This is a genomic window from Ferrimicrobium sp. (assembly GCF_027319265.1).
Lineage (GTDB): Bacteria > Actinomycetota > Acidimicrobiia > Acidimicrobiales > Acidimicrobiaceae > Ferrimicrobium.
The window spans coordinates 1-23987 of record NZ_DAHVNP010000076.1 but is presented as its reverse complement, the minus strand read 5'-3'; the positions used below and the strand labels follow the sequence as shown (position 1 = coordinate 23987).

The window sequence follows — 23987 nt, the reverse complement described above, 5'->3', positions numbered from 1 at the left end:
GAGCACGAGCTGAGGTGCACAATAGTCCACAATTGTACACTTCACTTTCATCGTTGAACGGTGGTGTGAGCGACTGCCTCGCACTCGTAGGACGGGCAGCGACTATCTCCTGGCGAGAGGATCGCAACTAACATGGGTCGTTGGAACGGTGCAAAGGAGGACGTCATGCGGGCCTATCGTATTGAGCACTGTGTTGGCCTTGACGGAAGCCTTGCGGTGCAAGGTGCAAAGAACTCGGTGCTCAAGCTCATGGCAGCAACCATTCTGGCCTCTGGCGTGCATGTACTCGATAATGTGCCGAGGATCACCGATGTTGAAATTATGCGGCAGATTCTTGACTCGCTTGGTGTAACGAGCACTTGGCGAGGACCGCATCGACTTGAGGTCCAGGTCCCGGAGTCGCAGGATCTCTCCAGTCGGCCCGACTATGAACTCGTCAAAAGCATTCGTGCATCGGTCGTGCTCTTGGGGCCGATCCTTGCGCGAACCGGCGAGGTGGTCCTGGCAACACCCGGCGGTGATGATTTTGGCGACCGACCAGTTGATATCCATGAGCTCGCCCTCACGGCATTGGGCGCGGTGGTGGAGGCGGTTGACGGACAGTTGATCGCAAAAGCTGATCATCTGGTCGGTTGCGACCTTGTCCTTGAATTTCCTTCGCACACGGCAACGGATAACGTTTTGATGGCGGCCACCACGGCGAAGGGTGTGACGACTATCGATAATGCGGCGAGGGAGCCAGAGGTTATTGATCTGGCAAATGCCCTGATCGAGATGGGGGCTCATATTGAAGGAGTGGGCACCTCCCGCATCGTGATAGAGGGCGTCGAGCGGCTTAGCCCGATGCATCATCGTGTCATCGGCGATCGAGTGGCGGCAGCGACGTACCTCGCGGCAGTGGGAGCAGTCGGAGGCCGAGTTCGGATCGAGGGTATTGCGCCGTCCAACATGTTCATTCTCCTTCGTAAACTGGTGAGCGTCGGACTGACTATCGAGGTTGGGGATGAATGGATCGAGGTTGCCGGTGATGGGCATCTTCGGGCGGTAGATATTCAAACCCTTCCATATCCCGGGGTGGCAACGGACTACAAGCCAATGTTGGTGGCGATGCTCTCCATCGCCGATGGCGCCAGCGTAGTGAGCGAGAATCTCTTTGCTGGCAGATTTCGCTACCTGGACGAACTGCGTCGATATGGGGCGAATCTGCGCGCTGAAGGACACCATATCATCATCCGTGGCGTTCCCAGACTCCTCGGAACTGAGGTAACGGCCCACGACATCCGTGCCGGCGCAGCGTTGGTGGTCGCTTCGCTGGCAGCGTGGGGAGAGAGTCAGATCAACGCGGTAGCGCACATCGAACGGGGCTACGATGCGCTTGCTGAAACGCTGGTGACTTTGGGGGCAACGATAGAAACGATAGAGGTATAGGTGGACAATTCCAAGGAGCTCATTGCCAGGGTGCTTGACGATGACGATAAGGGTGCAATCGCGAGGTTGATCTCTATCGTCGAGCGGCCCGCGTCTAGGGAGCGTGAGGAACTTGAGTTATGGCTTGCGGCCCAGGCTGAGACAGGTTTCGTAGTCGGTATGACCGGTGCCCCTGGTAGCGGAAAATCGACACTAGTCGATCGTCTCATCAGCCAGATTCGCACGAGCGATGAACGTGTCGCCGTTCTAGCGGTCGATCCTTCATCGCCATTTAGTGGTGGCGCTATCCTCGGTGACCGGGTGCGCATGCAGAACCACACCCAAGATGCTGGGGTCTATATCCGATCGTTGGCGACTCGCGGCCACCTTGGTGGCCTCACCGTGGCGGTGCCGAGGATCGTTCGTCTCCTCGAGGCGTTGAGGTTTCCTTGGGTGGTGATTGAGACCGTCGGGGTCGGTCAGGTAGAGATCGAGATCACTGGGGAGGCCGATGCGACGGTGGTAGTCATCAACCCAGGTTGGGGCGATTCCATCCAAGCTAATAAGGCTGGGCTCATGGAGATCGCTGATATTTTTGTGATCAACAAGGCGGACCGAGCGGGTGTTCGTGACACGCGTCGTGATCTGGAGAATATGTTGGAGCTGGGTGCTCATGACCATCGTCCACCGATTGTGGAGACCGTCGCAACTGGAGGGGATGGGGTTGAAGCTCTGTTCGAAGCGCTGGTGCAATTGAAGGTAAGGCTTGAGGAGAGTGGTGAGCTCGCGAACCGTCGTGCGACACGGCGATTGGCAGAGTTTGACCGACTGGTGATGTCAACGCTTCGGAGCACCGTGGAATCCTTGGCAGAACGGACTAATCTGCGTGATCGTGTACGCGAGGGTTCCATGACCCCGGTGACGGCGGCAGCCGAGCTTATTGAGATGATCAAGATATCCTCGAATGAGGAAGAAGGAGGGCGATAGTGGAGGAGTTTCTCATTCGAGAGGAGACCGAGGACAATGTGGTCATACTGCGTCTCAACCGGCCAAAGGCGAACGCGCTCTCCAAGGGGCTCCTGGAGGAGTTGTGGACCTATGCCAATGCGATGGCTTTGGATCCGCCGGCTGCGGTGGTGATCACCGGGTCGAAGCGCATCTTCGCGGCTGGTGCCGAAATCGGTGAGTTTGGCGGCATGGCGGTCGGACGTGAGATGGGACAGTACTTTCATTGGGCGCTCAACGCGCTCAGCACGCTACCACGAGTGGTGATCGCAGCCATCGAGGGCTATGCCTTGGGTGGCGGGCTTGAGCTCGCGTTGTCTTGTGATTTTCGGGTCGCAGGCAATGGTGCGAAACTCGGACAACCCGAGATCGCTCTTGGCATCATCCCCGGCGGTGGAGGGACCCAGCGTTTGCCACGTCTCATCGGAGCATCGAGGGCCAAGGAGATGATCCTCGGTGGTCAATCGGTCGATGCGGATCGGGCGTTGGCGTGGGGTTTGGTCGACCGTGTCGTTGCCGATGGCCAAGCCGAGGCGGCAGCGGTCGCCTGGGCGACGGAGTTCGCTCGAGGCCCACTCGTGGCGCAGTCGTTTGCAAAGCGCGCCATTGACGCCGGACTCTCTGGCAGCCTCGCTGAAGGCTTAGAGCTCGAGAAGTCCTTCTTTGGCCAAGTCTTTGGGACAAGGGATGCAGAGATTGGCATTCAGTCGTTCTTCGAAAATGGGCCTGGCAAGGCCCAATTTGAGGGTCGCTAGGTGACTGATGCTTCTCGAAGGATCCTTGCTGGCGGGGATGAGCGGACTTGGTTCCAGCGAGCGGTTTTCTATGAGGTCTATATCCGTGGATTCTTTGATGCCTCCGGTGATGGTCAAGGCGACGTCCGTGGAGTAACCTCGAAGCTCGATTATCTGGAGTGGTTGGGTATTGACTGCCTTTGGTTGTTGCCCTTCTATCCCTCCCCGTGGAAGGATGGGGGTTACGACGTCTCTGACTACTTCAGCGTTCATCCCGCCTATGGCAATGTGACCGATATCGAAGAACTCTTGAACCAAGCGCATCTGCGGGGTATCAGGGTGATCGCTGATCTCGTCCTCAATCACACCAGTGACCAACATCCCTGGTTTGTGGAGTCTAAGGCGTCGCGCGATAATCAGATGGCCGACTGGTATGTCTGGGCTGACGATGATAGCGGTTATCAATCTGCACCAGTGATCTTCGTGGATTCGCAGAGTTCAAATTGGACCTACTGTCCGGAGCGTGATCAGTACTATTGGCATCGTTTCTTCGCGCATCAGCCCGATCTGAACTATGAGAACCCCCAAGTACAGGAGGCCATGCTCCAAGTCGTCCGCTACTGGTTGGGACTGGGGTTTGATGGATTCCGGCTCGATGCCGCCGCGTATCTCTTTCAGGAGGAGGGGACGCGATGTGAGAACCTGCCCGAGACACACGCCTTTCTCAAGCGGATTCGTGCCCTTGTTGACACGGAGTTTCCAGAGGCGGTGCTCCTCGCCGAGGTGAATCAGTCTCCCGCTGAGGTGGTGAGCTATTTCGGTGACGGTGATGAGTGCCATATGTGCTACGACTTCCCGTTGATGCCTCGACTGTTTTTGAGCGTGAAGACTGAGAGTGCGCTTCCCACCGCCGAGGCGTTGCGGCAGACTCCCGCGATCCCTGACGGTTGTCAATGGGGCATTTTTCTCCGTAACCATGATGAGCTAACGCTGGAGATGGTGACGGAACAGGAGCGTGAGTTCCTGTACAGCGCCTTTGCAAGCGATCCTATCTCTCGTCGGAATGTGGGGATAGGCCGTCGTCTTGCCCCACTGATCGACAATGATCGTCGGGTGGCTGAGCTGTTGCACGCACTGATTCTTGCACTCCCTGGGTCACCCATTCTTTATTATGGTGACGAGATTTTGATGGGAGATAACATCTACCTCGGTGATCGAGACTCGGTTCGTACTCCGATGCAGTGGTCGCCAGATCGCAACGGGGGTTTCTCGCGTGCCGATCCCGCGCGCCTGTACTCCGGACTTATCATCGACCCGGTCTATGGGTACCAGGTGGTCAACGTCGAATCACAGATGAATAACCCCTCGTCGTTTCTGCGATGGACACGAGAGATGTTGTCGGTTCGACATCGAGAGTCGGTCCTCGGCGACGGTGACTTTCGACTCCTGTCGGTCGACAATGATGCCATCCTGGCTTTTGCACGATTTATCGCGAGGGAGGAACGGGTGGTGCTCTGCGTCTTTAACTTCGCCTCGAAGGTCCAGCCAGTCACGGTCGATCTCCGGGACTGGGATGGCCGTGTCCCCGTTGAGTTGCTTGGCATGACGCCCTTTCCGGCTATTGACGCCAGCGGTGCGTATGGGTTGACGCTCGCCCCATATGGCTTTCTTTGGTTTGAGTTGTGTGTGGCCTAAGCCCTCTCGTAGTGCCAGTATGACGTTGAGCTAACCTCGCTCTCGATAGGTGGTTGATGGTGAGCGTCGCAGAAGCTTCTAGGGGATTGCTCCACCATTGGGCGAATGTCTGACGACGGGAACCATTGGCGCTTGTTCTTCGCGTAAGATAGAGCCATGTCACTTCGCTCTCGTTCGCTGTTACGTCGCTCATGTCTCTCTGTTCCTGGGTCGAGTGAGCGCTTTATCGCTAAAGCCCGTGATATCGAGGCTGATATGACCTTCTTGGATCTCGAGGACTCGGTAGCGCCATCGGAAAAGGTCACTGCGCGTTCCAACATTGCTCGGGCGATCGCTGCTGGAGGATGGGATGAGCGGGTGCTGTGCGTGCGTGTCAATGCGTGGGATACGGCGCTGACCTTCCGCGACATTCTGGAGGTCGTAACGGGTTCAGGAGAACGTCTTGATGAGATTATGCTTCCCAAGGTCCAAAATGCCGCGCAGGTTGTCGCGACTGACCTTCTTTTGACCCAGATCGAGGCTGAAGCTGGTTTACAGCCCGGTCATGTGGGGCTCGAAGTTCAGATCGAAACGACCACTGGACTCATCAATGTGGAGGAGATCTGTCTGGCATCGCCACGGATCGAGGCTGTTGTTTTTGGTCCAGCCGACTTCGCAGCCTCGATGGAGATGCCGGTGCTCACGGGTGGGGTCGAGGTGCCGGAGTATCCTGGCGATCACTTTCACTATGTTTTCTCCAAGATCCTGATGGCGGCCCGCGCTGCTGGCATCCAAGTGATCGATGGACCCTACCTGAAAATCGCGGATCTTGAGGGATTACGCAACTATGCGAAGCGTTCGGCGATGCTCGGTTACGATGGTAAGTGGGCCATTCACCCGACGCAAGTAGAGGTTCTCAATGATGTCTATCGTCCGACCCAGGAACTCTTTGATAAAGCCTGCGATCTACTTGACGCCTACACCGCCGCAACCAGCGACGATGGACGCGGAGCAGTGATGTTCGGTGATGAGATGATCGATGAGGCGAGTCGAAAGATGGCGATGAAGTTCCGAGCCCGGGGTGAGAAGGCACGGATGGTGCGGACCTCACAAGGCGAGGTGCACACCTAGACCAGCTTGGAGGCGACCTTTGACAACAGGTAGAGGATGACGCCAGAGATCGCGAGTTCGAGGTAGAAGACGGTAACTCCCTGTCCGGTGGCCTTGAGGACGACAGAGGCGATGAGCGCCCAACTCAGGTGGATGCGAGGCAGGAGATAGGTCGGGATCGCCCAGAAGAGTAAGACCGCAAAAATCGACATCGCGATCAGCCACTTGCCGATCCTTGCAATCACCGCTGAACGCGCCTTGTGGATGATGAGCGCGAGGAGAAAGAGGACGATCGCGATCTCGGTGGCGATCGGAACGGCCGTCGTAGCGGCGCGAGCAAGGAACCCAAGGTTGGGGAGATCGGCCCCAGGAATCGCGATTCTCAAGTTAGTCTGTTGCACGGAGTTGCCGAGGGAGCTGGAGTACTGTGAAATCCCTGCTGCGATAAACTCGGTAAGCCCCGGACCACCAATGGTAATCGGAGCGTGGTTGGTGCCGAGAAGATGGCCGTCGGCCTGGCGGATCGCATTGACGAACTCCTGCTTGACCGCAGGTTGTGCGAGCGCTGCGGCGATGATCCCTTGCAGCTCTGCGTGAGAGATGGAGATACCTGATACCCCGGTAATGGGGGCAAGCGAGTTGGTGAGGCCATCGGCCATCGCAGATTGAATGGTCTTGCTGGTGCTGAGGGTCTGCGCATCGTTGGCGAGGCGGTTGGGGTTAAAGATTGTCAACAAGGAGAGATGGGCAAGGATGGCGATGGTCCCTGCCAACAGGCCAAGGCTGAGCAAGATATTGCCGAGAAACCTACGCAGAGCAATCACCTCCTTTCTATCCTTCGATTCATCAGAGGGTCACCGCGAGAGGTTTCGGCACAACATTGCGTTCCCTTGATCGGGGAGCATTGAGGCAGTTCCACTGATGCCCTTGGCTAGTGTAGCGCGAACGAGACCTAGCGGCGCGCGAGACCTTTGGCGATGACCTTTAATGCGAGCGTCTCCTCTGCACCCTCAAAAATGGAGAGCACACGGGCGTCGACAAAATAACGACTGACTGGGTACTCCTCGGCGTAACCCATGCCACCATGTAACTGCATCGCCTCCCTTGTGACCCACTCAGCCGCCCGGCAGGTATACGCTTTGGCCATTGATGCCTCGAGCGAGCCTTGATGTTGGGCGAGCAGCCGGGCAGTGGCGTAGGTCACCTGGCGGCTGGCCTGTAGGGTCGCGGCCATACGTGCAAGTTTTGCGCGACTCAGTCGGTAATTGACGAGGGGTTGTCCAAAGACTGACCGTGACTGCGCGTACGTGCACGCTGCCCCATAGGCAGCACCCATGACGCCAACGGCGCGGGCAGCTGTCTGGATTCTTCCATTTTCGAATCCTGCCATCTGAAGATAGAATCCGCGTCCCTGACCACTCGATTCGCCGATGAGTTGGGAAGCAGGGACGAAGACGTTGGCAAAACTTACCTCAAAAGAGTGCATGCCTCGATAGCCAAGAGTGGCGATCGCCCGGCCCTCGATGACTCCACCGTTGGACTCGAAGCGAAAGCTCTCACCATCGGCGCGTGCTTTGTCGACGAGAAAGAGTGAGAGTCCTCGATGCCCGAGCCGTCGATCGGGATCGGTGCGTGCAAGTACCGCGAGGACTTCGGCGCGGCCCGCGAAGGTGCACCAGGTCTTGGTGCCGTTGATGCGCCAGCCCCCTTCGGTAGGTGTGGCCGTGGTGGTGATATTGGCGACATCAGAGCCAAAGTCTGGTTCAGTGACGGCAACGGCACCCATGAGTTCGCCGCTCGCAAGAGCGGGCAGGAAACGCTGTTTCTGTTCCTCGGTTCCGCCGGCGAGAATCGCCTTGGCGAGGATCTCGGGACGGGTGATCAATGATCCCCCAGCGCCAAGTGAGGCGCGTGAGAGCTCCTCCGTTGCGATGAGCATGGCGATCAGGTCGTCGGCGGTCTCATTCGACGAGCCACCAAACTCCTCAGGAATGGAGAGGCCAAAGGCGCCCATCTGGGCTAACTGGTCGATGATCGTGTCGGGTATATCAAGGTTGTTGCGATGGATTTCGTCGGCGAGGGGGGCAATCTTCTCATTTGCCACGCGGCGGAAGGTCTCAGCGACCAGCTCAAGATCCTCGCCCAGGTGTGCAGGTCCTGGGTCGAGGGCGATCGCGTCGATCAACGCATCAGTGACCTGGAATTCGTCGCCGAAGACAATCTGGACGGCCGCTGGATCGATGAGACCTGCGGTCAGCAGGTCTGCAGCAGTCTCGCGAAGAGTCTGCAGGCAAAAGACGGTGGCAACCGCACGCTCTTGTTGGCCACGGTTGGCATACTCGAGCATGGTGGGTATCGCCAGTAGCGCTGACGCAGCCGTGGCGAGTTGGTAGGCCTCCACCTGTGCAGACTCGAGTTGGCCCGAGTCTGCTAGTTGAGCGATGTGCTCATGAATGTGCTCGTTGAGGAGGTCAAGCACCGATCGAACATGGCGGAACAGGGTCTCGGTCATCTCATGAGCTTACCGGGCGGGCCGTTGGAACCTGGTGCCTGGGATTAGATGATGGCGGCCGTTGCCACGGGTGCTCCGGTCGGTTGAGCCACGCCACTGGCCGGCTCAACGGTGATCGCAAACTCGAAGGCGTGGTTGCCGCCTGTGTGGAAGACGGAGACGGTTGGATGACTGCCAAGGAGCCCGAGCGATATCGGTTTCTCATCGACGATCGCCCAGACTTGGTAGGTGGAGTTTGTCGCCAGTGGATGCATCAGGAATGACGTGAGGACGACCTCGCCTGAGCGAAGCGCAACCACGCTGCCCACGGTGTGACCCTGCGGGTTGTCGAGGGCAAAGCGCTTGGCACCCGGCTGCAGGAGCGCAGCGGTGGCGATGGCCCTCGTAGCGGACGTCGTGACCTGTGTACTGAGCTCCGCGACCTGGTTGTGGAGGCTATGGATCGCGATGCCGAAGATGAGCGTTAAGGCAGCAGCCACAGCGAGAGCGGTCGATGCAATGATGGTCGGGATCCGCAGCCGCGAGCGTTGGGGGGGGCGAAAGGCAACGACGTCTCCGCTTCCATTGATCTCATCCTCGATCCGATCCCAGATGCCAGCGGGTGCTGGGCCGCCCTCATTGGCAAGCATGCCGAGTGTTGATCGGAGGGCGTCTACCTCTCCTCGGCAGGTGACGCAACGGCTCAGATGTGCCTCAACAGTGGCGCGTTCCTCTGGGTCGACTGCGTCAATAATATAGGCACCGAGTAGCTCCTCAGCGTCTTGGTGTTCCGTCTGATCTGCAGGATTGGTTCGTTCCATCATGCCTCCACCGTCTTCCACTGTGCAAGTGCATCGTTCATTCGTTTGAGCCCAGATCGGATGCGCGTCTTGACGGTGCCCTCAGGCTGTTCGAGACGCTGAGCGACCTCGCGATAGGTGAGCCCATGGAAAAAGGCGAGTTCGATAGCTCTGCGTTCATCTTGGGGGAGGGTCTGGAGTGCCTCGCGCACCGCCTCGCGATCGGCAAGGTCACCGAACTCATGGTCGATATCATAAGAGGTGGCAGCGATGGTCGCGGTATCGTTCTGTTCGCGACGCTTCCGGGCCTCTTCGGATCGAATGACGTCCACTGATCGACGGTGAGTCTGCATCAATAAGAAAGTACGTAACGTGCCACGAGCGGAGTCATAGCGCTCCGGTTCGTTCCAGAGCCGTACAAACAGCTCCTGGGTGACCTCCTCGGCCAGCGCTTGATCGCGCGTGACGCGCTTGGCAAGCGCGTGCACCGCACCTCCATGCCGCCGGAAGATCTCTGCCAATGCATCTTGGTTGTAGCGCGCTACTGCGACAACAAGTGCGGCATCGCTGATTTCGTGTAGTTGTGGTTCTATGACCCTACTTCGACGCCGACGGCCAGGTTGGATGGAGGTATTGTTCATCTGGACTCACTCGATGAGCTTGAGAAGAAAAAGACTGACATCGTTGGCGCGGTCGAGCGTGTCGTCAATCGCCTCCTCACCCTCGGTGATCTTGGCGAGGGAGACGGAGCGTCTGGCAGTCACGCTGATGGCTCGCTCTGGAGTGGCTGCGGGTGATCCGTAGCTGTCGGTCGCCGCCACTTCGAGAGGGAGCGACATGCCGGTGAGACCTGCGAGGTTGAGCGCCAAATTCAGAAGGTCGATGGAACCGGCGGGGAGGGTCCAGGTGAGGGTCAACGGGAAGAAGAACTCATCCGGAACCGAGTTCGGCTCGGAGGCGGTAGCAAAGGCGTCATCGAAGGCGAGCAACACACGAGGATCAACATCCAAGGCGAGGTGGAGCTCCATCGGGGATCCGCAGCCGGATTCGGGATGGAGATCGACCTCCCACCACTGTCGGAGTGAATAGGTCTCCATGAAGTGACGTTCGTCATGGACATGGAAGCCGTGGTGGATGGCTTGCCCCTTGACTTCCGTGATGAACCCTGCGAGATCGATGGTAGACACGGTTAAAGCCTATGGTCTTCTCGTTGGATCCAATGACAGGTACGCGCTTGACGGCAATGACGACAGCTCGCGGCTCGGTCTCGTCGAGGTCCACACGGACATTCGGAGAGTTCACGAAGTAGGGATGGTAGTTCGCGCTCAATCTGGCCCAGCTCGGCGGAGGAGAGCCAGTGGATTCGTGATTGCGTGAGGTAGAGGATGCCTGCTCGTAGTCCCGGGTGTTCGGCGTGAGCAAGGCTCAAGCCGGTCAAATCTCCCTCCGATAGGGTGAGGTCGATGACCGAATCTTCGTCGGAGAGAAAGGGACCCCACTGGAGAGACCAGGAGCAGACCGTCGACGTTCCGTAGCGTAGTGCTGGAGCGGTCCGCAGATGGGAGGTGAGAAGTTCCTGGTAGTAGCCGACCTGTTGGATCAGTTCCTCAGCCCGCGAAGTCGGCAACCAGTCAAGATCGCTGCTGAGAAGGGGTAGTCCCTCGGTCGCGCGCTCGAGTAGGAGTCGCCTGAGTCGATCGCTCCTTCCCATTGGTGTCTCTGTCGTCGCCAACAGGAGCGGACAGCGACGAAAGTCTGTGAGATCCCGACTTGCCAGGGTCTGGTGTACGTGTCGTGAGGGGGCGGACAGATCGACGCTTGAGGGGCGATAGCGTGGAGCCTCGGTGCCCGCGACGACTCGAGGGACAGGGGGAGCCAGATTCGTGGGCAGTTGCGTGATCTCGGCGTATTCACCGATCTGGTCGAGGAGTGTGCTGACCCGATCTCGGGAAGCGAGGGCAAGGATCAGGTGGTCACGAGCCCGTGTAGTGGCGACGTACCAACGTCGACGTTCTTCGAGCAACTCCTCCTCGCGTTGGAGTTCGTTAATCCACGAGAGATGGCCAGAGTGTTCGTCTTGGAGCTTGAAGGCGATGCCACGATGCGGGTCGATGGCGAGCGAAGGTGCTGGGCGAGGGCTTCGATCGAGGTCGATCACGATCGTGATCGGCCATTCCAAACCCTTAGAGGCGTGTACCGTCACCAGCGAGATCGAATCCTCTGCTTCGACGGGTGGGCGGGCGATTCGCGCACCATCGCGGATGGCAAAACGCAGGTAGCGGATGATATCGTTGGTATCAAAACCCTTACTCGCACGCTCGTCGACGAGGTCAAGCAGAGCAATCCAATCGGCGCGACGTCGCTGCGGATGGTTTAAGCCGGCAAGAATCTCGGGGTAGAGAAGGATGTCGCCGACCAGCGCAAGCTGGTCGCTTGGGGACAGACTGGTGGGAGAGAAGGGAAGGCGCGCGATCGGTTCGATACGCGGGTCATCTCGGAGGTGGTCAAGGAGAAAACTGAACCACGAACTCGATCGTTCCTTTGCTCCACCTAACTCCGCAAGTTCCACGTCGCTCAACCCAACCATTGGGGAACGCATGAGTGCGAGGCAGGAGAGATTCTCATGAGGGTTCGCGCAGAACGAGAGCATCGTCACGACGTCCGCCGCCTCCTGGCTAGCGAGGAGCCGACCTCCACCGACGATATTCGCGGGCAGCTGGAGCCGCTGGAGCTCCTCGGCGACTCGGTCCAACATATCCCAACTGGCGGAGATGATGGCGATGTCTTGGGGTTTGACCTGGCGAAGGTTACCGGTGGTTGGGTCGGCGATCACAAAGGGCTCTTCGAGTAGATTGAGAATTCGATCGCCGATACGTTCGGAGAGGACTCGCCGTCGCTCGGCCATGGTGGCATCGCTCGTCTCATCAACCACCATGACTTCCACCGGGGGGCGTGCGTACTCGGTGGTGCGCATGGGGCGCAGCGCCTCATAGCCTGGAATGAGCGTCGCAAAGGTGTTGTTGACGAGCTCTACGAGCGCAGGGACGGTACGGTAGTTCTCGTCGAGCGTTACATGCTCCTGGCTCAAGGCAATCTGTTGCGCAAAGAGCTCCGGGTCCGCGCCCCGGAAACGATAGAGCGACTGTTTGGCGTCACCGACTGCGGAGAGGGTGGCATGACGGCTAAGGCGTTCGAGTAGCTGGTACTGGAGCGGACTGATATCTTGTACTTCGTCGACCAGAATAGCTCGCCACCGATCCGTGAGTTCCTCACGGACAAACTCGTTATTGAGCGCTTTGAGCGCATGCGTCTCCAGGTCAGCAAAGTCGACGATGCCCTGCGCTGCCTTGATCTCGTCGAGCTGGGTCGCCACGATCTCTACAGCTGCACGGACGGCCTCTACGATGACTTGGTTGCGGTCGTCGATCTCATTCCAACCGATACGGACGTAGTCGGGCAGTCCCTTGATCTGTTCCTGGAGGATCCTGAGATCTTCTTTGACCTGGTCGTATTCTCCTGGAAGCCAATTTTTAGCCGAGCCACCTCGGCGATTCAACGCCGAGAGTACTATCCAGCCTTCATGATCTCCTTGGCGTAACAGCTGCAACCCTCGTAGCGCTGTGCGTCTGGTCTGTTCGATGAGGTCGGTTTCGCGCAGAGCCTGGTGCTGCGCTAACGCTGCCTCAAGTTCTGCCCAGGGCCCGGTGGTGATGGCCGCTTGTTGGGCGTCGTGGATGGCCGCTTTGATCGTGGCGATGTCCATGGCGCCAGCACTCCGGAAGCGCTCAAGATCTTTGAGACAAATCGTGACGAAGGACTTTAAGGTGGAGTAGTCGATCAGTTCGTAGGTGGTTGGAGGGATCCGTTCGAGGAGGTGGGGCAGCTCAAGGGAGAGTAGCTGGCGGTAACTGGTCTCGTCAATGACCTCGAAGTCGAAGTCGAGTTCGGATTCGACCGGAAACTCGGTGCAGAGGTGTTGACAGAGGGAGTCAATGGTACCGATCGGTGCAACCTCGACCTCCAGCACCCTTGGGTCGTTGGCACGGTATCGTTCGCGCATTTGGCTCAGGATACGATGGCGAAGTTCAGCTGCAGCTCGGACAGTGAAGGTGACCGCGACGATAGAGAGAGGTCGTAACCCCGCTTCAACATGAGCGAGATAGCGGGCAGCCATCGTCTGGGTTTTTCCGGTCCCAGCTCCAGCTGAGATCGCGACGTCCCCACCGCTGGTGACCGCTTGGCGTTGACGATCGCTCAGCTGCATGGTCGCCTCGGTGGACGGCAGGAGGTGGCGACTTCGTTTTGGTCGATCCTGTGTCGCGAAGTGATACGCCAAAGAGGTTGGAGCTTAGCCAGCATTTCGGCTCGCGATGCGACAGGTCTGTGCGAAGTCGCAGTAGGTGCACGCCTTGCGATCGATGTCAGGAGCAACCGCAAAATCACCATTCTCGAGACGAGTGAGCAGGCGGGCCGCTGCCTCCTTTGCGGGTTCCTCGCCCTTGGTGATCCCTGGCGCTTTGACGAATGTGCCACGTTTCACTAGGCAGTACTTCGCACCGACGACGTGCTTGCCTTGGCCCTCCACTAGTTGGGTATAGACAGAGAGCTGTACATCGACCTTGAGACGACCCTCGGCGTCTTGGATGCCCGTTGGTACTGACTTTGAAAACTTATAATCGATGATCGCGTAGTCGTTTGGTCCGACGTGATCGAGGCGGTCGATACGGCCTTGTACCGGGATCTCATGCCAATAGCCATTGAGCGCGAGTTCGACCTGGGTCCCCAAAGCACCCAGCGAAAACTCTGGATTCGCGACCAGCGTCTCGAGTTGCTTGGCGATCTCGGCCCGAATCGGCAACCAGTTAGGTGTGTACTTCGTCAACGTTACTGGGGCGTGTTGTTCAAGCAGCTCCTCAAGGACTTGACGAGGTACTGGCTCGGGCGTCGTGACCAACGTCTCAAGGAGCGTATGCACGAGCTGCCCGAGTGTTCGAGGGTCGGGTTCATTTGTCTCATCGTCCGGCGCCCGAACACGGAGGCGGTGTTTGACAAACCAGCGGAATGGGCACTGGCCGAGATCCTCGAGCTGGGTCGCTGAGAGTTGTCCAAAGGCAAGCGGACCAACCTTGCCAGAGAAGTCTGAGGATTCGACGTTACGAATACGTGATCGCTCGATCGCTAGCGCGTGGTCGCGTCGGACTTTGATCTCCGGATGGGTGGTGTCAAACGCCACCCGTTCCATGGGGAGCACACCATAGGGGGGTGGTGCACTTGTGGGTTGCAGCCCAAGTTCTTCGAGGAGCAGACTTGCAAGGGTGCGTTCATTCTCGATCCGCTGGGGGGCGGTGATGATGAGCTCTTCGGTGGCGGCATGGAACATGCCGATCGCTTGTGCACGTTGCCACTGGACGAGTTCTGCAGTGGTGGGCAGCCCATCGACACGGTCGCGTATTGCAAGCGGGAGGAGCGGGTTGTTGGAGAGTTCAGGGGGAAGATGGCGATCGACACCACCCAGGACAAAGACGATTCGATGCTGGCCGATGGGCTGACCGGTGTTGGCCACCGTAATCCCCTCTGTTCCTGCTTTCTCCGCGAGTGTCATGGCGCCAAGACGGTCACGAACAGCGTCGAGGAACTGGGACAAGGTGTCCACCGACGCGGTAGTTGGCAGAGACGGTTGGAGTTGGGCGAAGAGCTCCGCTCGCAGCGTTTGATCCATGGAGTTGATCTGCGCACTCGCATTTGGATCAGCCATCATCTTGTCGAGCAGCTCCAGAAGCCATTCGAGCAAACGATCCCAGGTGTCGGGTGGTGCTTGGTCGGCGATGAGGTTGGCGAGTAGCCGACTTCGGTGGGCTGATCCAACCACATGACCGACCTGGAGAAGGTCCAAGAGTTCGAGGAGGTGGCGACCGAGAGTTGTTTGGGATGCCTGGCGTTGCTGGTGGAGGATGAGAGGAAGGCGATAGGCGCGGCTGTAGTGCCGAAGGGCGCGGTGGTAGTGCCGGCTGTTGGGGAGGTAGATGACAAGATCTTGCATCCGGAAGGCTCCGGTGTGGAGCCGAGCCAGAATCTCGGCGAGCGTCCACGACACCTCTTGATCGGGATCCGTGAAATGGTAGATCTGCGTGGCGCTGGTGACCTGTGGGTGGTCATCGAAGTGACCATGGAGATCAAAACCGTCTCGGGTGAGGCCTTTGATCACTCTCGCGCTTGCAGGATCAAGGTCAGGTGAGCGCCACTTGGCTATTGTGAGGAGGGCATGGTCCGCTCCAGCCGATACCAGGTCGGCGATTTCGGCCTCCGACAGGAGATCGAAACCTAGTCTTGCTCGTGTCCAGTGCGGCCCGTTGACGATCGACTCATCGCGGGTCACCGAAGGAAAGTGATTCTGAAAATCGCTGAGGAGGCTGGCCATCTTCTTGCCGTGATAACCGGCTTGGGCGAGGGTTGCAACCGTGACATTGAATCGATCGAGTTCGAGGAGCGCCGCTCTGACCCGTTCTCGATGGGTGCTGCGAACATCGGCTCGCGTGAGGAGCCATTGATCGAGTTGGTGCAGCCTCGCCTGGGTCCCAGGTAGCCGACTGATCAGCGTCTCTGTGCTTGTTCCAACGCTTGCATCTTCGTCGACGAAAGCAATGGTTCCGGGTCGCTTCGCGGTATTGGCCACCTCGTTCACCTCTGTCAGTGTAGGGTGGAGCGCTCCTTCTTGGGCGTAGACCTCTCCATCGACTACGGTATGCAGACCCGGAATCGCTGAGTCTACGCTTCTCCCACGACGCTACCCCCACCCATGGATCGGTGCTCATCAAACCTGGTTGGTTCATCAACCTAGGCGACCACCAACTGACAATTGGCCGTGAAGGATCTGGGGAGGTAAGGGCGGACAGCTAATCGACGATAGCGGCTCCGGCCGCCGGATCCATCTTGCCATTCGTTGTGCGCGCAGCAGCAACCTTGGGCACGTTCTTGTTCCCTGTAGGCGGTTGCGTGATCTCCATTGCGTTGCGAGTCGCTTGCCCCATGGTCGCGAGTAGACCCGTCAGCTCGGCGGGGATGACGAACTTGGTGGACGGCGATTGAGCGAGTTGGCGTAGCGTCTCAAGATACTGGAGCGTCAAAACGTTGGCGTCGGATCGCGAAGCATTGGTGTTGACCGCCTCCAGGGCATCAGAGAGACCCTGAGCCCGCAACTTAGCCGACTCTCGTTCAGCCTCTGCCGCTAGGATCGTTGCCTGCTTCTGCCCTTCGGCGGCGAGCACGGAGGCTTGCTTCTGCCCCTCGGCGACGGTGATGGCAGCCTGTTTTTGCCCCTCAGACTCGGTGACCACTGCTCGTCGGGTCCGTTCTGCTGACATTTGACGAGTCATCGCATCCTGCACCGCCGGAGGAGGATTGATCTCACGGACCTCGACGTTGGAGACCTTGACGCCCCATCGTTCGGTGACTTCATCGAGTCGTAGGCGCAGCAGCGAATTCATATCCTCACGGCGGGAGAGAACATCGTCGAGTGACATGTCGCCAACGACACTGCGCAGCGTCGTAGCGGCCACATTGAGAGCAGCTCCTGAGAAGTTCTGGACAGCGACGACCGATTGTACCGGATCGACCACTTGATAGAACATGATGAAGTCGATCGAGATCGGGGCGTTGTCCTTGGTGATGGCTGTCTGATGGGGGATTTCGAAGTACTGCTCACGAAGATCGACGAGATTTAAGCGATCGATAACTGGGTTGATCAGGAGCAACCCTGGACCCTTGGAACCGATCGAACGACCGAGTCGAAAGATCACCACTCGCTGATACTCCTTCAGAATCTTGATCGTCCTGGTGAGGACGAGGAGGAGAATGACCAGAACAATCAGGATGATGATGCCTGCAGTAATCATGATGTTTCCTTTCGATTTGCCCCCTGGGGGGCCTCTGGGATGACGTGCAGCTTGAGGCCGTCGATCCGGGTCACGAAGACGGTAGTTCCGATCTCGATAGGATCGTCAGAATCATTCTCAGCGGACCAACCCTTACCAGCGATTTGGATGGTTCCAATCGGGTCGAGCCGAGAGGTGGCGACTCCCGCGGAGTCAAGCAGCTTTACCAATCCTGGGACAGCCTCTTTCGAATGGTACTGCGTTGTCCGCAGGCCCCGAACCCCGGCCAACCCGACGGCGATGACGGCCACAAAGAGCAGGACCACCAAACTCCATAGGATGGCTGCCAGCGACGAGTGTGAGTGGCTCAACATGAGGGTAAGCAGCACACCGGCACCCATGCCAATGGATGCGGTGACGATCGATCCATGAGGCCCAACGTGCATGCCGACTAGGACAAGCAACCCGACGGCGATGACGACTACGATGACAGTGACAACCATAGAACCTCGATCTACTTGACTCATAGTTTACCACAGGCACAAATCTATGTTGAGTCAACGTGAGTGGGTGGAGGTTGCTTGCGCTCGCGATCCGATCGGGATCGCCAACGGGCCTGGTGACTCCTCTTCGTTTGACGGGCCGCACTCGCTCGCGGGACAGTGGTCGATGCGGATGCGAAGGGCACGCAACGGATGCGAACAAAACAGCTATTGGCGAGTCTTTTTGCCCTTCGCAAGGTACGGGCTCCGGATTCGTGCTAACTTCGATTTGGTAGGCAGAGTCTGGTCGGCACGGATGTGCCTGCTCGACTGCACGACGAAATCCCGGCGAAGGAGGAGATGAGTGCGCGTAGCAGTAACGGTAAACGAACAACAGAGGGTGGCTGACGTCGAACCCAGGACGCTTTTGGTTCACCTCCTGCGAGAGGATTTTGGATTGACGGGCACCAACGTTGGCTGTGACACCTCGTCCTGCGGAGCTTGTACGGTGCTGCTCGATGGTGAATCGGTCAAATCCTGCACGGTTTTGGCGGCCCAGGCTGATGGACGACGGGTAACGACCATTGAAGGGTTGGCCGCTGCTGATGGCACACTCCATCCACTTCAGCGGGCTTTTCAGGAAAACCATGCCCTCCAGTGTGGTTACTGCACTCCTGGAATGGTCATGGTCTCGATGTCCATCTTGGCTGAGAACGACACCCTCGATGAGGCGACGGTGCGTGAGGGGCTCGAGGGGAACCTCTGTCGTTGCACCGGCTACCACAACATTGTGAAGGCGGTACTCGCCGCTAAAGAAGAGATGGGGGCACAAGCATGACGATGACTGATCCAACCCAACAGGAGCACATCATTGGCAAGCGTCGGGTTCGTCGAGAGGATCCCGAGCTTCTCTCCGGTGAGAAGCATTTCGCTGATGATCTGGTGATTCCAGGGGCTCTCCACCTTGTCCTCGTTCGTTCGCCGCATGCGCATGCTCGTATCCGCGCGATCGATGCTAGTACCGCGCAAGCGATGCCAGGGGTTGTCGGGATCTATACTGGCGAGGATCTACAGGCGGAGTGGGCCGCTCCAATGCCGTGTGCCTGGCCCGTTACCCCAGAGATGAAGAGTCCAGCGCACTATCCACTGGCGAAGGAGTATGTGCACTACGCAGGTGAAGGTGTCGTCGCGGTGGTCGCACGTTCGCAGGTCGAAGCGGTCGATGCCGCGGGCGCCGTGATCGTGGAGTACGAGGAGTTGGTCCCGGTGCTCGATCTCGAGGACGCGGTGAAGGATGCAACGTTGGCACATGAGGAGCTTGAGAGCAACGCAAGTTTTGTGTGGGCGTTGGAACCAAATCCCGAGGCGGTTGATGCGGCCTTTCGGGAGGCCGCCGTCACCGTAAGTGAGCGCTATGTGCAACAGCGTCTCATCCCCGCTGCCATGGAGCCGAGGGCTATGGTGGTCGTCCCCTCTCCAATGGGGGGTGATTTCACGGTCTACTCATCGACACAGATCCCTCACGTTCTGCGCGTGATGTTGGCGCTCACCGCTGGGATCTCTGAGACCAAGCTTCGTGTGGTGGCTCCTGCGGTTGGAGGTGGTTTCGGGTCAAAACTGGATGTCTATGCTGAGGAGCTTTTGTGTCTGGCGCTTGCGCGTCGTCTGCGCCAGCCAGTTCGCTTCACCGAAGAGCGAGGCGAAGGCACGATGGCGACTATCCATGGTCGCGGCCAGGTCCAGTACATGGAGCTGGCCGCGGATGCCGAGGGCAAGGTGACTGCGATTCGCGTCAAGCTCCTCGCAGACATGGGTGCCTACCTGCAGCTGGTTACGCCTGGCGTTCCTCTTCTTGGTGCGTTCCTCTATCACGGCGTCTATGACGTCGGTGCCTACTCGTTCACCTGCACCGGCTTGTTTACGAACAAGACGCCGACCGATGCCTATCGTGGTGCTGGACGTCCTGAGGCCACCTACGCGATTGAGCGAGCGATGGATTCTCTGGCCCGCAAGCTCGAGATGGACCCGGCTGAACTGCGACGTCGGAACTTCATCGCTGCGGAGAAGTTCCCCTATGAGTCCGTGGCGGGACTGGTGTTCGATTCCGGATCGTACGAGGAGAATCTTGCGAAAGCACTTGACACGGCTGGGTATACGCAGCTGCGCCAGGAACAGCAACAGCGCCGCAAGGCTCACCATCCACGCCGACTCGGTATCGGTGTTTCGTGCTATGTCGAGATGTGTGGACTCGCTCCATCTCGTGTACTCGCGAGTCTCAATTACGGAGCCGGAGGCTGGGAGGCGGCGACTGTTCGCATCTTGCCGACCTCGAAGGTGCAGGTAGTCACCGGTACGGCTCCTCACGGCCAGGGGCACGAGACGAGCTGGTCGATGATCGTGGCGGACAAGCTTGGAATCTCGCCTGACGATGTGGAGGTACTGCACTCCGACACCTCGATCGCGCCCTATGGGATGGATACCTACGGCAGTCGCTCGCTCTCGGTCGGAGGGACGGCGGTGTACTTGGCGACGGAGCGAGTCATTGAGAAGGCGATGAAGATTGCGGCGCATCAGATGGAGGTTGCCGAAGAGGATCTTGAATATGTTGGGGCGACGTTCCGTGTGAAGGGATCGCCGGAGCAGCAGCTACCCCTCGCAGCGATCGCCTTCGAGGCATTCACAGCCCACAATCTGCCCGAAGGGGTTGAGCCGAACCTGGAGGCGTCCATCAGTTGGGATCCTCCGAACTTTACTTTCCCAAACGGCACCCACATCGCGGTGGTGGAGGTCGACGAGGAGACCGGTCGGGTTGAACTCATCCGCTACATTGCGGTCGACGATTGCGGAAATCAGGTTAACCCCCTGATTGTGGAGGGACAGATCCATGGCGGCATCACCCAGGGCGTCGCACAGGCGTTGTATGAGGAGGCGCTCTATGATGGATCGGGGCAGCTTCTCAACGCGTCACTCGCCGATTATCTGGTCCCGTCTGCCTGCGAGATGCCGAGCTTTGAACTCGCCTCAACGGTGACACCATCGCCGACCAACCCGCTTGGAGTCAAGGGCGTTGGGGAGGCCGGTACGATTGGTTCGGCACCAGCGGTGATCAATGCGGTGGTGGACGCCTTGTCGGACCTCGGGGTCACCGATTGTCCGATGCCGGCGACTCCAGAGCGGGTCTATCGGTTGATCCAACAGGCAATGTCTAAGTAAGAACGAACACCAACAGAAGGGATAGACATGTACCCATCAACTTTCGATTATGCGAGAGCGACAACCGTTGCAGAGGCGATCACGATGCTCGCTGATGATGAGGATGCGAAGGTGCTCGCAGGAGGTCACTCGTTGTTGCCACTCATGAAGCTAAGGTTGGCTACGCCATCGAAGCTGGTTGACATCGGACGCATCACTGAGCTCTCCTATATTCGTAAGGATGGCGGTGAGGTGGCGATCGGGTCGCTGACCCGGCATCGCGACGTGGAGACCTCGGAGCTGCTCGCACGGGAGGTTCCTGTTTTGGTCAAGGTAGCGGGCCAAATCGGTGATCCCTCGGTTCGCCATGTCGGCACGATTGGCGGTTCGACCGCGCACGGAGATGGCGCTGCTGACCTTCCCGCCGCGCTTCTTGCGCTAGGCGCAACCATGGTGGCCGAGGGCCCATCTGGACGCCGCACGATAGCGGCCGGCGACTTCTTCAAAGGTTTCTTAGAGACGGCGCTGGCGCCGGATGAGATTCTGACTGAGATTCGCGTGCCGACCGGCTTTACGAAGTTTGCCTATCAAAAGTTCAATCGGCGTGCCCAGGACTGGGCGATCGTTGGGGTTGTCGCTGTACGTAATGATCGCACCAACGTTGGCTTTGTCAACATGGGGGCGACCCCCTTGCGTGCGACGGCAGTTGAGGAGCGCCTAGCGGCAGGGGCAAGCCTTGAGGAGGCCGCTGCGGTGGCCGATGAGGGGACCTCCCCCTCGGCTGACATCAACGCGAGTGTTGAGTACCGACGCCACCTCGCACGGGTTCTGGTGCGTCGAGCTCTGGTCGAACTTGGCTGAGTCTCGGACGGATCAACTTGGCGTGGCGACGCCCGAAAAACTGGCGCAAGGGCTGTCGAGCGTCGACTATCTCGCTGATTTGAAGATCGCGACCGCGTCGTTTTTGGCGTTGGCACTCGAGAAGCCACTGCTGCTTGAGGGGGATGCGGGAGTGGGTAAAACCGAGCTCGCACTGGCCTTGTCGCGGCTTTTCGGGAGTGATCTCATCCGACTGCAGTGTTATGAGGGGATCGATGCCACCCAGGCCGTCTATGACTGGGACTATGCCAAGCAACTCCTGCATCTGCGAGCCACTGAGGCCGTGGGTGTGCAGGCGGATCGCACCTCACTGGAGGCTGAGCTCTATGAGGACCGTTACCTCATCGAGCGACCGTTGTTGCGATCCCTCGGTTATGCCGATCCAACGCGTCCACCGGTCCTGTTGATCGACGAGTTGGATCGAGCCGATGACGAGTTTGAGGCATTTCTACTGGAACTGCTCTCCACCTTTGAAATCACGATTCCAGAACTCGGCACGCGAAGAGCGCTCGTCAAGCCAGTGGTGATTTTGACCTCTAACCGGACTCGTGATCTTCACGATGCTCTCAAACGCCGGTGTCTCTACCTCTGGGTAGACCACCCGAGTTTTGAACGTGAAGTTGAGATCATCCGTCTTCGTGTCCCCGAGGCAAGTGCGTCGCTCGCTGCGCAGATCGGAGCGATCGTTCAAGAGTTCCGGCGTCAGGGACTGGTGAAGCCACCTGGCATTGCCGAGGCGATCGATTGGGCGAGCGCCTTGACCCGATTGACGGCTGTGGAGGTTACACCGGCATGGCTCGAGATGACCCTCGGCACCGTGATCAAATATCGTGAGGATGAGGAGCGAATCGATTCCGTTGGTCTGACGACGCTCATCGAGCGGGCATTTGCTCGGTTTGGTGCATGAAGCCTGAGGAGTTAGTGACAGGGTTTGTCGAGCTTCTTCGGGTGCGCGGCCTGCGAGTTCCTCTGTCGAGTGCACGAGATTTTTTCCAGGCATTGGAAGTGGTTGGCATCAGCGACCCAGCGTACGTGCGGGAGATGGCACGAGCTACGTTGGTCAAGTCGCACCAGGACGATGAACTCTTCAACCGAGTCTTTGATGAGTATTTTTTTGCTGAAGGAGTCCAAGAGGTGGTGCCGCGACAAGTCACCGTTGGCTTCGACTCCCAAGAGGCTCCCGAGGGTGAACAGGGAATCGACGATGAGGTTGAACGTGTCGTGCGCTATTCCGCTGCCGAGCGTCTCCGGAGGGTTGATCTACGGTCGCTGGAGCCTGCGCAACGTCGCGAGGCCTTCGATCTGATCGATCGGTTTCGGTTTGCACCTCCGCTACGCAGGAGCTATCGGCTCGTCAAGAGTCACAAACCCCAACGGCTTGACCTCGCGCAAACACTGCGCCTAGCCATCGGGACCGATGGCGAGCCAGTGCGTCGCCGCTTCAGAAGCAAGGGATGGCGATGTCGCCGACTGCTGTTTCTGGTTGATATCTCTGGTTCCATGCACGCCTACGCAGAGGGGCTTTTGCACTTCGCCTGGGCATCCCAACGCGCCTTGGGGGAGGTTGCTGTCTTTACCCTCGGCACGCGTCTCAACAATATCACCCGTGCCCTTGGCGCGAATGATCCTGACCGAGCGATGGCCAGGGTTTCGGCGGTGGTGGAGGATTATGCGGGAGGTACCAGACTGGGCGAGTCATTGGCGATGTTTAACACGGAGCACGGGGGAAGAGCGCTAGCACGGGGGGCGATCGTGGTGGTCTTCTCGGATGGCTGGGATCGTGGTGACCCTCAGGTCATGGAGGAGGCGATGGCACGGTTGTGTCGCCTCGCCAAGACGATTCTTTGGGTGAATCCGTTGGCGGCAGCGGCGGACTACGCCCCGTTGGCACGAGGGATGGCCACCGCATTGCCGTACATCGACGCCCTTCTCCCTGGTGAGAGCGTACGATCCTTTGAACATCTCGCGAAAGTAATCTGTAGTGAAGGGGTTCCAACAGTTGTCAGAGCGACACACCATAATGATTAATAATGAACTCGGCTGATTGGGCGCTCTCCCAAGATATACGTCCTCAGACGGCGTATAGGTGGTATCGAACAGGGAAGATGCCCGTCCAAGCACCCAAGGCTGGCCAGCTCATCCTGGTCCGAGATTTAGCATCGGAAGATCCACAACACGGATCGTCACTGGGCTATGCGCGGGTATCCTCCTCTGACCAAAAACAAGACCTAGACAGACAAGTGGCACGAGTACTAGCTTTCGCTACTGAACATGGGTATTCGGTAGATCGCGTAGTAACCGAAGTTGGCTCCGCTCTCAATGGACATAGACGCAAAGTTTTG

Annotated in this window: 20 protein-coding genes; 11 read left to right on the top strand and 9 right to left on the bottom strand. The window is 58.5% G+C overall.

The genetic code is table 11. The annotated features are described in order from the left end of the window. The first annotated feature begins 165 nt into the window (after window positions 1-165). From murA to M7439_RS11795, 5 genes are all read left to right on the top strand, one after another. A complete protein-coding gene (murA, locus tag M7439_RS11815; protein WP_298342266.1) occupies window positions 166-1428 on the top strand; it encodes a UDP-N-acetylglucosamine 1-carboxyvinyltransferase in 1263 nt (420 codons plus the stop codon). Further along, entirely contained in the window at window positions 1429-2394 is a 966-nt protein-coding gene (gene meaB, locus M7439_RS11810) for a methylmalonyl Co-A mutase-associated GTPase MeaB (protein WP_298342263.1), read from the top strand. Further along, window positions 2394-3167 (top strand): enoyl-CoA hydratase/isomerase family protein, encoded by a 774-nt coding sequence (locus M7439_RS11805; RefSeq protein ID WP_298342260.1) that lies wholly within the window; start codon window positions 2394-2396, stop codon window positions 3165-3167. Before meaB ends, M7439_RS11805 begins: the two co-directional genes overlap by 1 nt. Further along, window positions 3168-4841 carry a maltose alpha-D-glucosyltransferase gene (treS, locus tag M7439_RS11800; protein ID WP_298342257.1) on the top strand — a complete coding sequence of 558 codons (1674 nt, stop codon included), beginning with the start codon at window positions 3168-3170 and terminating at the stop codon, window positions 4839-4841. 156 nt (window positions 4842-4997) lie between these two features. Further along, entirely contained in the window at window positions 4998-5951 is a 954-nt protein-coding gene (locus M7439_RS11795) for a CoA ester lyase (RefSeq protein WP_298342254.1), read from the top strand. Here the strand turns inward: M7439_RS11795 and M7439_RS11790 are convergent. The 9 genes from M7439_RS11790 to M7439_RS11750 all read right to left on the bottom strand — a co-directional run bounded on the left by M7439_RS11790 (window position 5948) and on the right by M7439_RS11750 (window position 17595). Continuing rightward, window positions 5948-6754 carry a hypothetical protein gene (locus tag M7439_RS11790; RefSeq protein ID WP_298342251.1) on the bottom strand — a complete coding sequence of 269 codons (807 nt, stop codon included), beginning with the start codon at window positions 6752-6754 and terminating at the stop codon, window positions 5948-5950. The genes M7439_RS11795 and M7439_RS11790 overlap by 4 nt on opposite strands. Window positions 6755-6882: 128 nt before the next feature. Then, a complete protein-coding gene (locus tag M7439_RS11785) occupies window positions 6883-8442 on the bottom strand; it encodes an acyl-CoA dehydrogenase family protein (RefSeq protein WP_298342249.1) in 1560 nt (519 codons plus the stop codon). 44 nt (window positions 8443-8486) lie between these two features. Further along, a complete protein-coding gene (locus tag M7439_RS11780; protein ID WP_298342247.1) occupies window positions 8487-9245 on the bottom strand; it encodes an anti-sigma factor in 759 nt (252 codons plus the stop codon). Further along, the gene (locus tag M7439_RS11775) at window positions 9242-9862 is read right to left on the bottom strand and encodes a sigma-70 family RNA polymerase sigma factor (RefSeq protein WP_298342244.1); all 621 of its coding nucleotides are present in this window, start codon (window positions 9860-9862) and stop codon (window positions 9242-9244) included. The genes M7439_RS11780 and M7439_RS11775 overlap by 4 nt, the downstream gene beginning before the upstream one ends. 6 nt (window positions 9863-9868) lie before the next feature. Further along, the gene (locus tag M7439_RS11770; protein ID WP_298342241.1) at window positions 9869-10408 is read right to left on the bottom strand and encodes a hypothetical protein; all 540 of its coding nucleotides are present in this window, start codon (window positions 10406-10408) and stop codon (window positions 9869-9871) included. Between the two features lie 2 nt (window positions 10409-10410). Next, a complete protein-coding gene (locus M7439_RS11765) occupies window positions 10411-13485 on the bottom strand; it encodes an exodeoxyribonuclease V subunit beta (RefSeq protein ID WP_298342238.1) in 3075 nt (1024 codons plus the stop codon). Between the two features lie 84 nt (window positions 13486-13569). Continuing rightward, window positions 13570-15894 (bottom strand): PD-(D/E)XK nuclease family protein, encoded by a 2325-nt coding sequence (locus M7439_RS11760; RefSeq protein ID WP_298342235.1) that lies wholly within the window; start codon window positions 15892-15894, stop codon window positions 13570-13572. 220 nt (window positions 15895-16114) lie between these two features. Then, window positions 16115-17113 (bottom strand): SPFH domain-containing protein, encoded by a 999-nt coding sequence (locus M7439_RS11755; RefSeq protein WP_298342229.1) that lies wholly within the window; start codon window positions 17111-17113, stop codon window positions 16115-16117. Further along, the gene (locus M7439_RS11750) at window positions 17110-17595 is read right to left on the bottom strand and encodes an NfeD family protein (RefSeq protein WP_298342226.1); all 486 of its coding nucleotides are present in this window, start codon (window positions 17593-17595) and stop codon (window positions 17110-17112) included. The genes M7439_RS11755 and M7439_RS11750 overlap by 4 nt, the downstream gene beginning before the upstream one ends. A 343-nt stretch (window positions 17596-17938) precedes the next feature. Between M7439_RS11750 and M7439_RS11745 the strand changes: the two genes are divergently transcribed. The 6 genes from M7439_RS11745 to M7439_RS11720 all read left to right on the top strand — a co-directional run. Beyond that, window positions 17939-18412, top strand: coding sequence for a (2Fe-2S)-binding protein (locus M7439_RS11745; protein WP_298342223.1), 474 nt, complete (start codon window positions 17939-17941; stop codon window positions 18410-18412). Between the two features lie 2 nt (window positions 18413-18414). Next, complete coding sequence (locus tag M7439_RS11740) at window positions 18415-20787, top strand: xanthine dehydrogenase family protein molybdopterin-binding subunit (protein WP_298342220.1); 2373 nt, start codon at window positions 18415-18417, stop codon at window positions 20785-20787. Window positions 20788-20814: 27 nt separating this feature from the next. After that, window positions 20815-21627: a xanthine dehydrogenase family protein subunit M gene (locus tag M7439_RS11735; protein WP_298342218.1), complete on the top strand. Its 813-nt coding sequence runs from the start codon at window positions 20815-20817 to the stop codon at window positions 21625-21627. 22 nt (window positions 21628-21649) lie between these two features. Beyond that, window positions 21650-22552, top strand: a complete 903-nt coding sequence (locus M7439_RS11730; protein ID WP_298342215.1) for a MoxR family ATPase — start codon at window positions 21650-21652, stop codon at window positions 22550-22552. Continuing rightward, window positions 22549-23673, top strand: a complete 1125-nt coding sequence (locus M7439_RS11725) for a VWA domain-containing protein (RefSeq protein WP_298342212.1) — start codon at window positions 22549-22551, stop codon at window positions 23671-23673. Before M7439_RS11730 ends, M7439_RS11725 begins: the two co-directional genes overlap by 4 nt. A gap of 2 nt (window positions 23674-23675) precedes the next feature. Further along, a partial coding sequence (locus tag M7439_RS11720) for a recombinase family protein (RefSeq protein ID WP_308464505.1) occupies window positions 23676-23987 on the top strand: 312 nt, incomplete at its 3' end.

What these genes read in the sequence shown, in the direction of transcription:
- murA (WP_298342266.1), top strand. Translation starts at nt 166, where the DNA reads ATGCGGGCCTATCGTATTGAGCACTGTGTTGGCCTTGACGGAAGCCTT.
- M7439_RS11795 (WP_298342254.1), top strand. Translation starts at nt 4,998, where the DNA reads ATGTCACTTCGCTCTCGTTCGCTGTTACGTCGCTCATGTCTCTCTGTT.
- M7439_RS11785 (WP_298342249.1), bottom strand. Translation starts at nt 8,442, where the DNA reads ATGACCGAGACCCTGTTCCGCCATGTTCGATCGGTGCTTGACCTCCTC.
- M7439_RS11780 (WP_298342247.1), bottom strand. Translation starts at nt 9,245, where the DNA reads ATGATGGAACGAACCAATCCTGCAGATCAGACGGAACACCAAGACGCT.
- M7439_RS11775 (WP_298342244.1), bottom strand. Translation starts at nt 9,862, where the DNA reads ATGAACAATACCTCCATCCAACCTGGCCGTCGGCGTCGAAGTAGGGTC.
- M7439_RS11765 (WP_298342238.1), bottom strand. Translation starts at nt 13,485, where the DNA reads ATGCAGCTGAGCGATCGTCAACGCCAAGCGGTCACCAGCGGTGGGGAC.
- M7439_RS11755 (WP_298342229.1), bottom strand. Translation starts at nt 17,113, where the DNA reads ATGATTACTGCAGGCATCATCATCCTGATTGTTCTGGTCATTCTCCTC.
- M7439_RS11750 (WP_298342226.1), bottom strand. Translation starts at nt 17,595, where the DNA reads ATGGTTGTCACTGTCATCGTAGTCGTCATCGCCGTCGGGTTGCTTGTC.
- M7439_RS11740 (WP_298342220.1), top strand. Translation starts at nt 18,415, where the DNA reads ATGACTGATCCAACCCAACAGGAGCACATCATTGGCAAGCGTCGGGTT.
- M7439_RS11735 (WP_298342218.1), top strand. Translation starts at nt 20,815, where the DNA reads ATGTACCCATCAACTTTCGATTATGCGAGAGCGACAACCGTTGCAGAG.
- M7439_RS11725 (WP_298342212.1), top strand. Translation starts at nt 22,549, where the DNA reads ATGAAGCCTGAGGAGTTAGTGACAGGGTTTGTCGAGCTTCTTCGGGTG.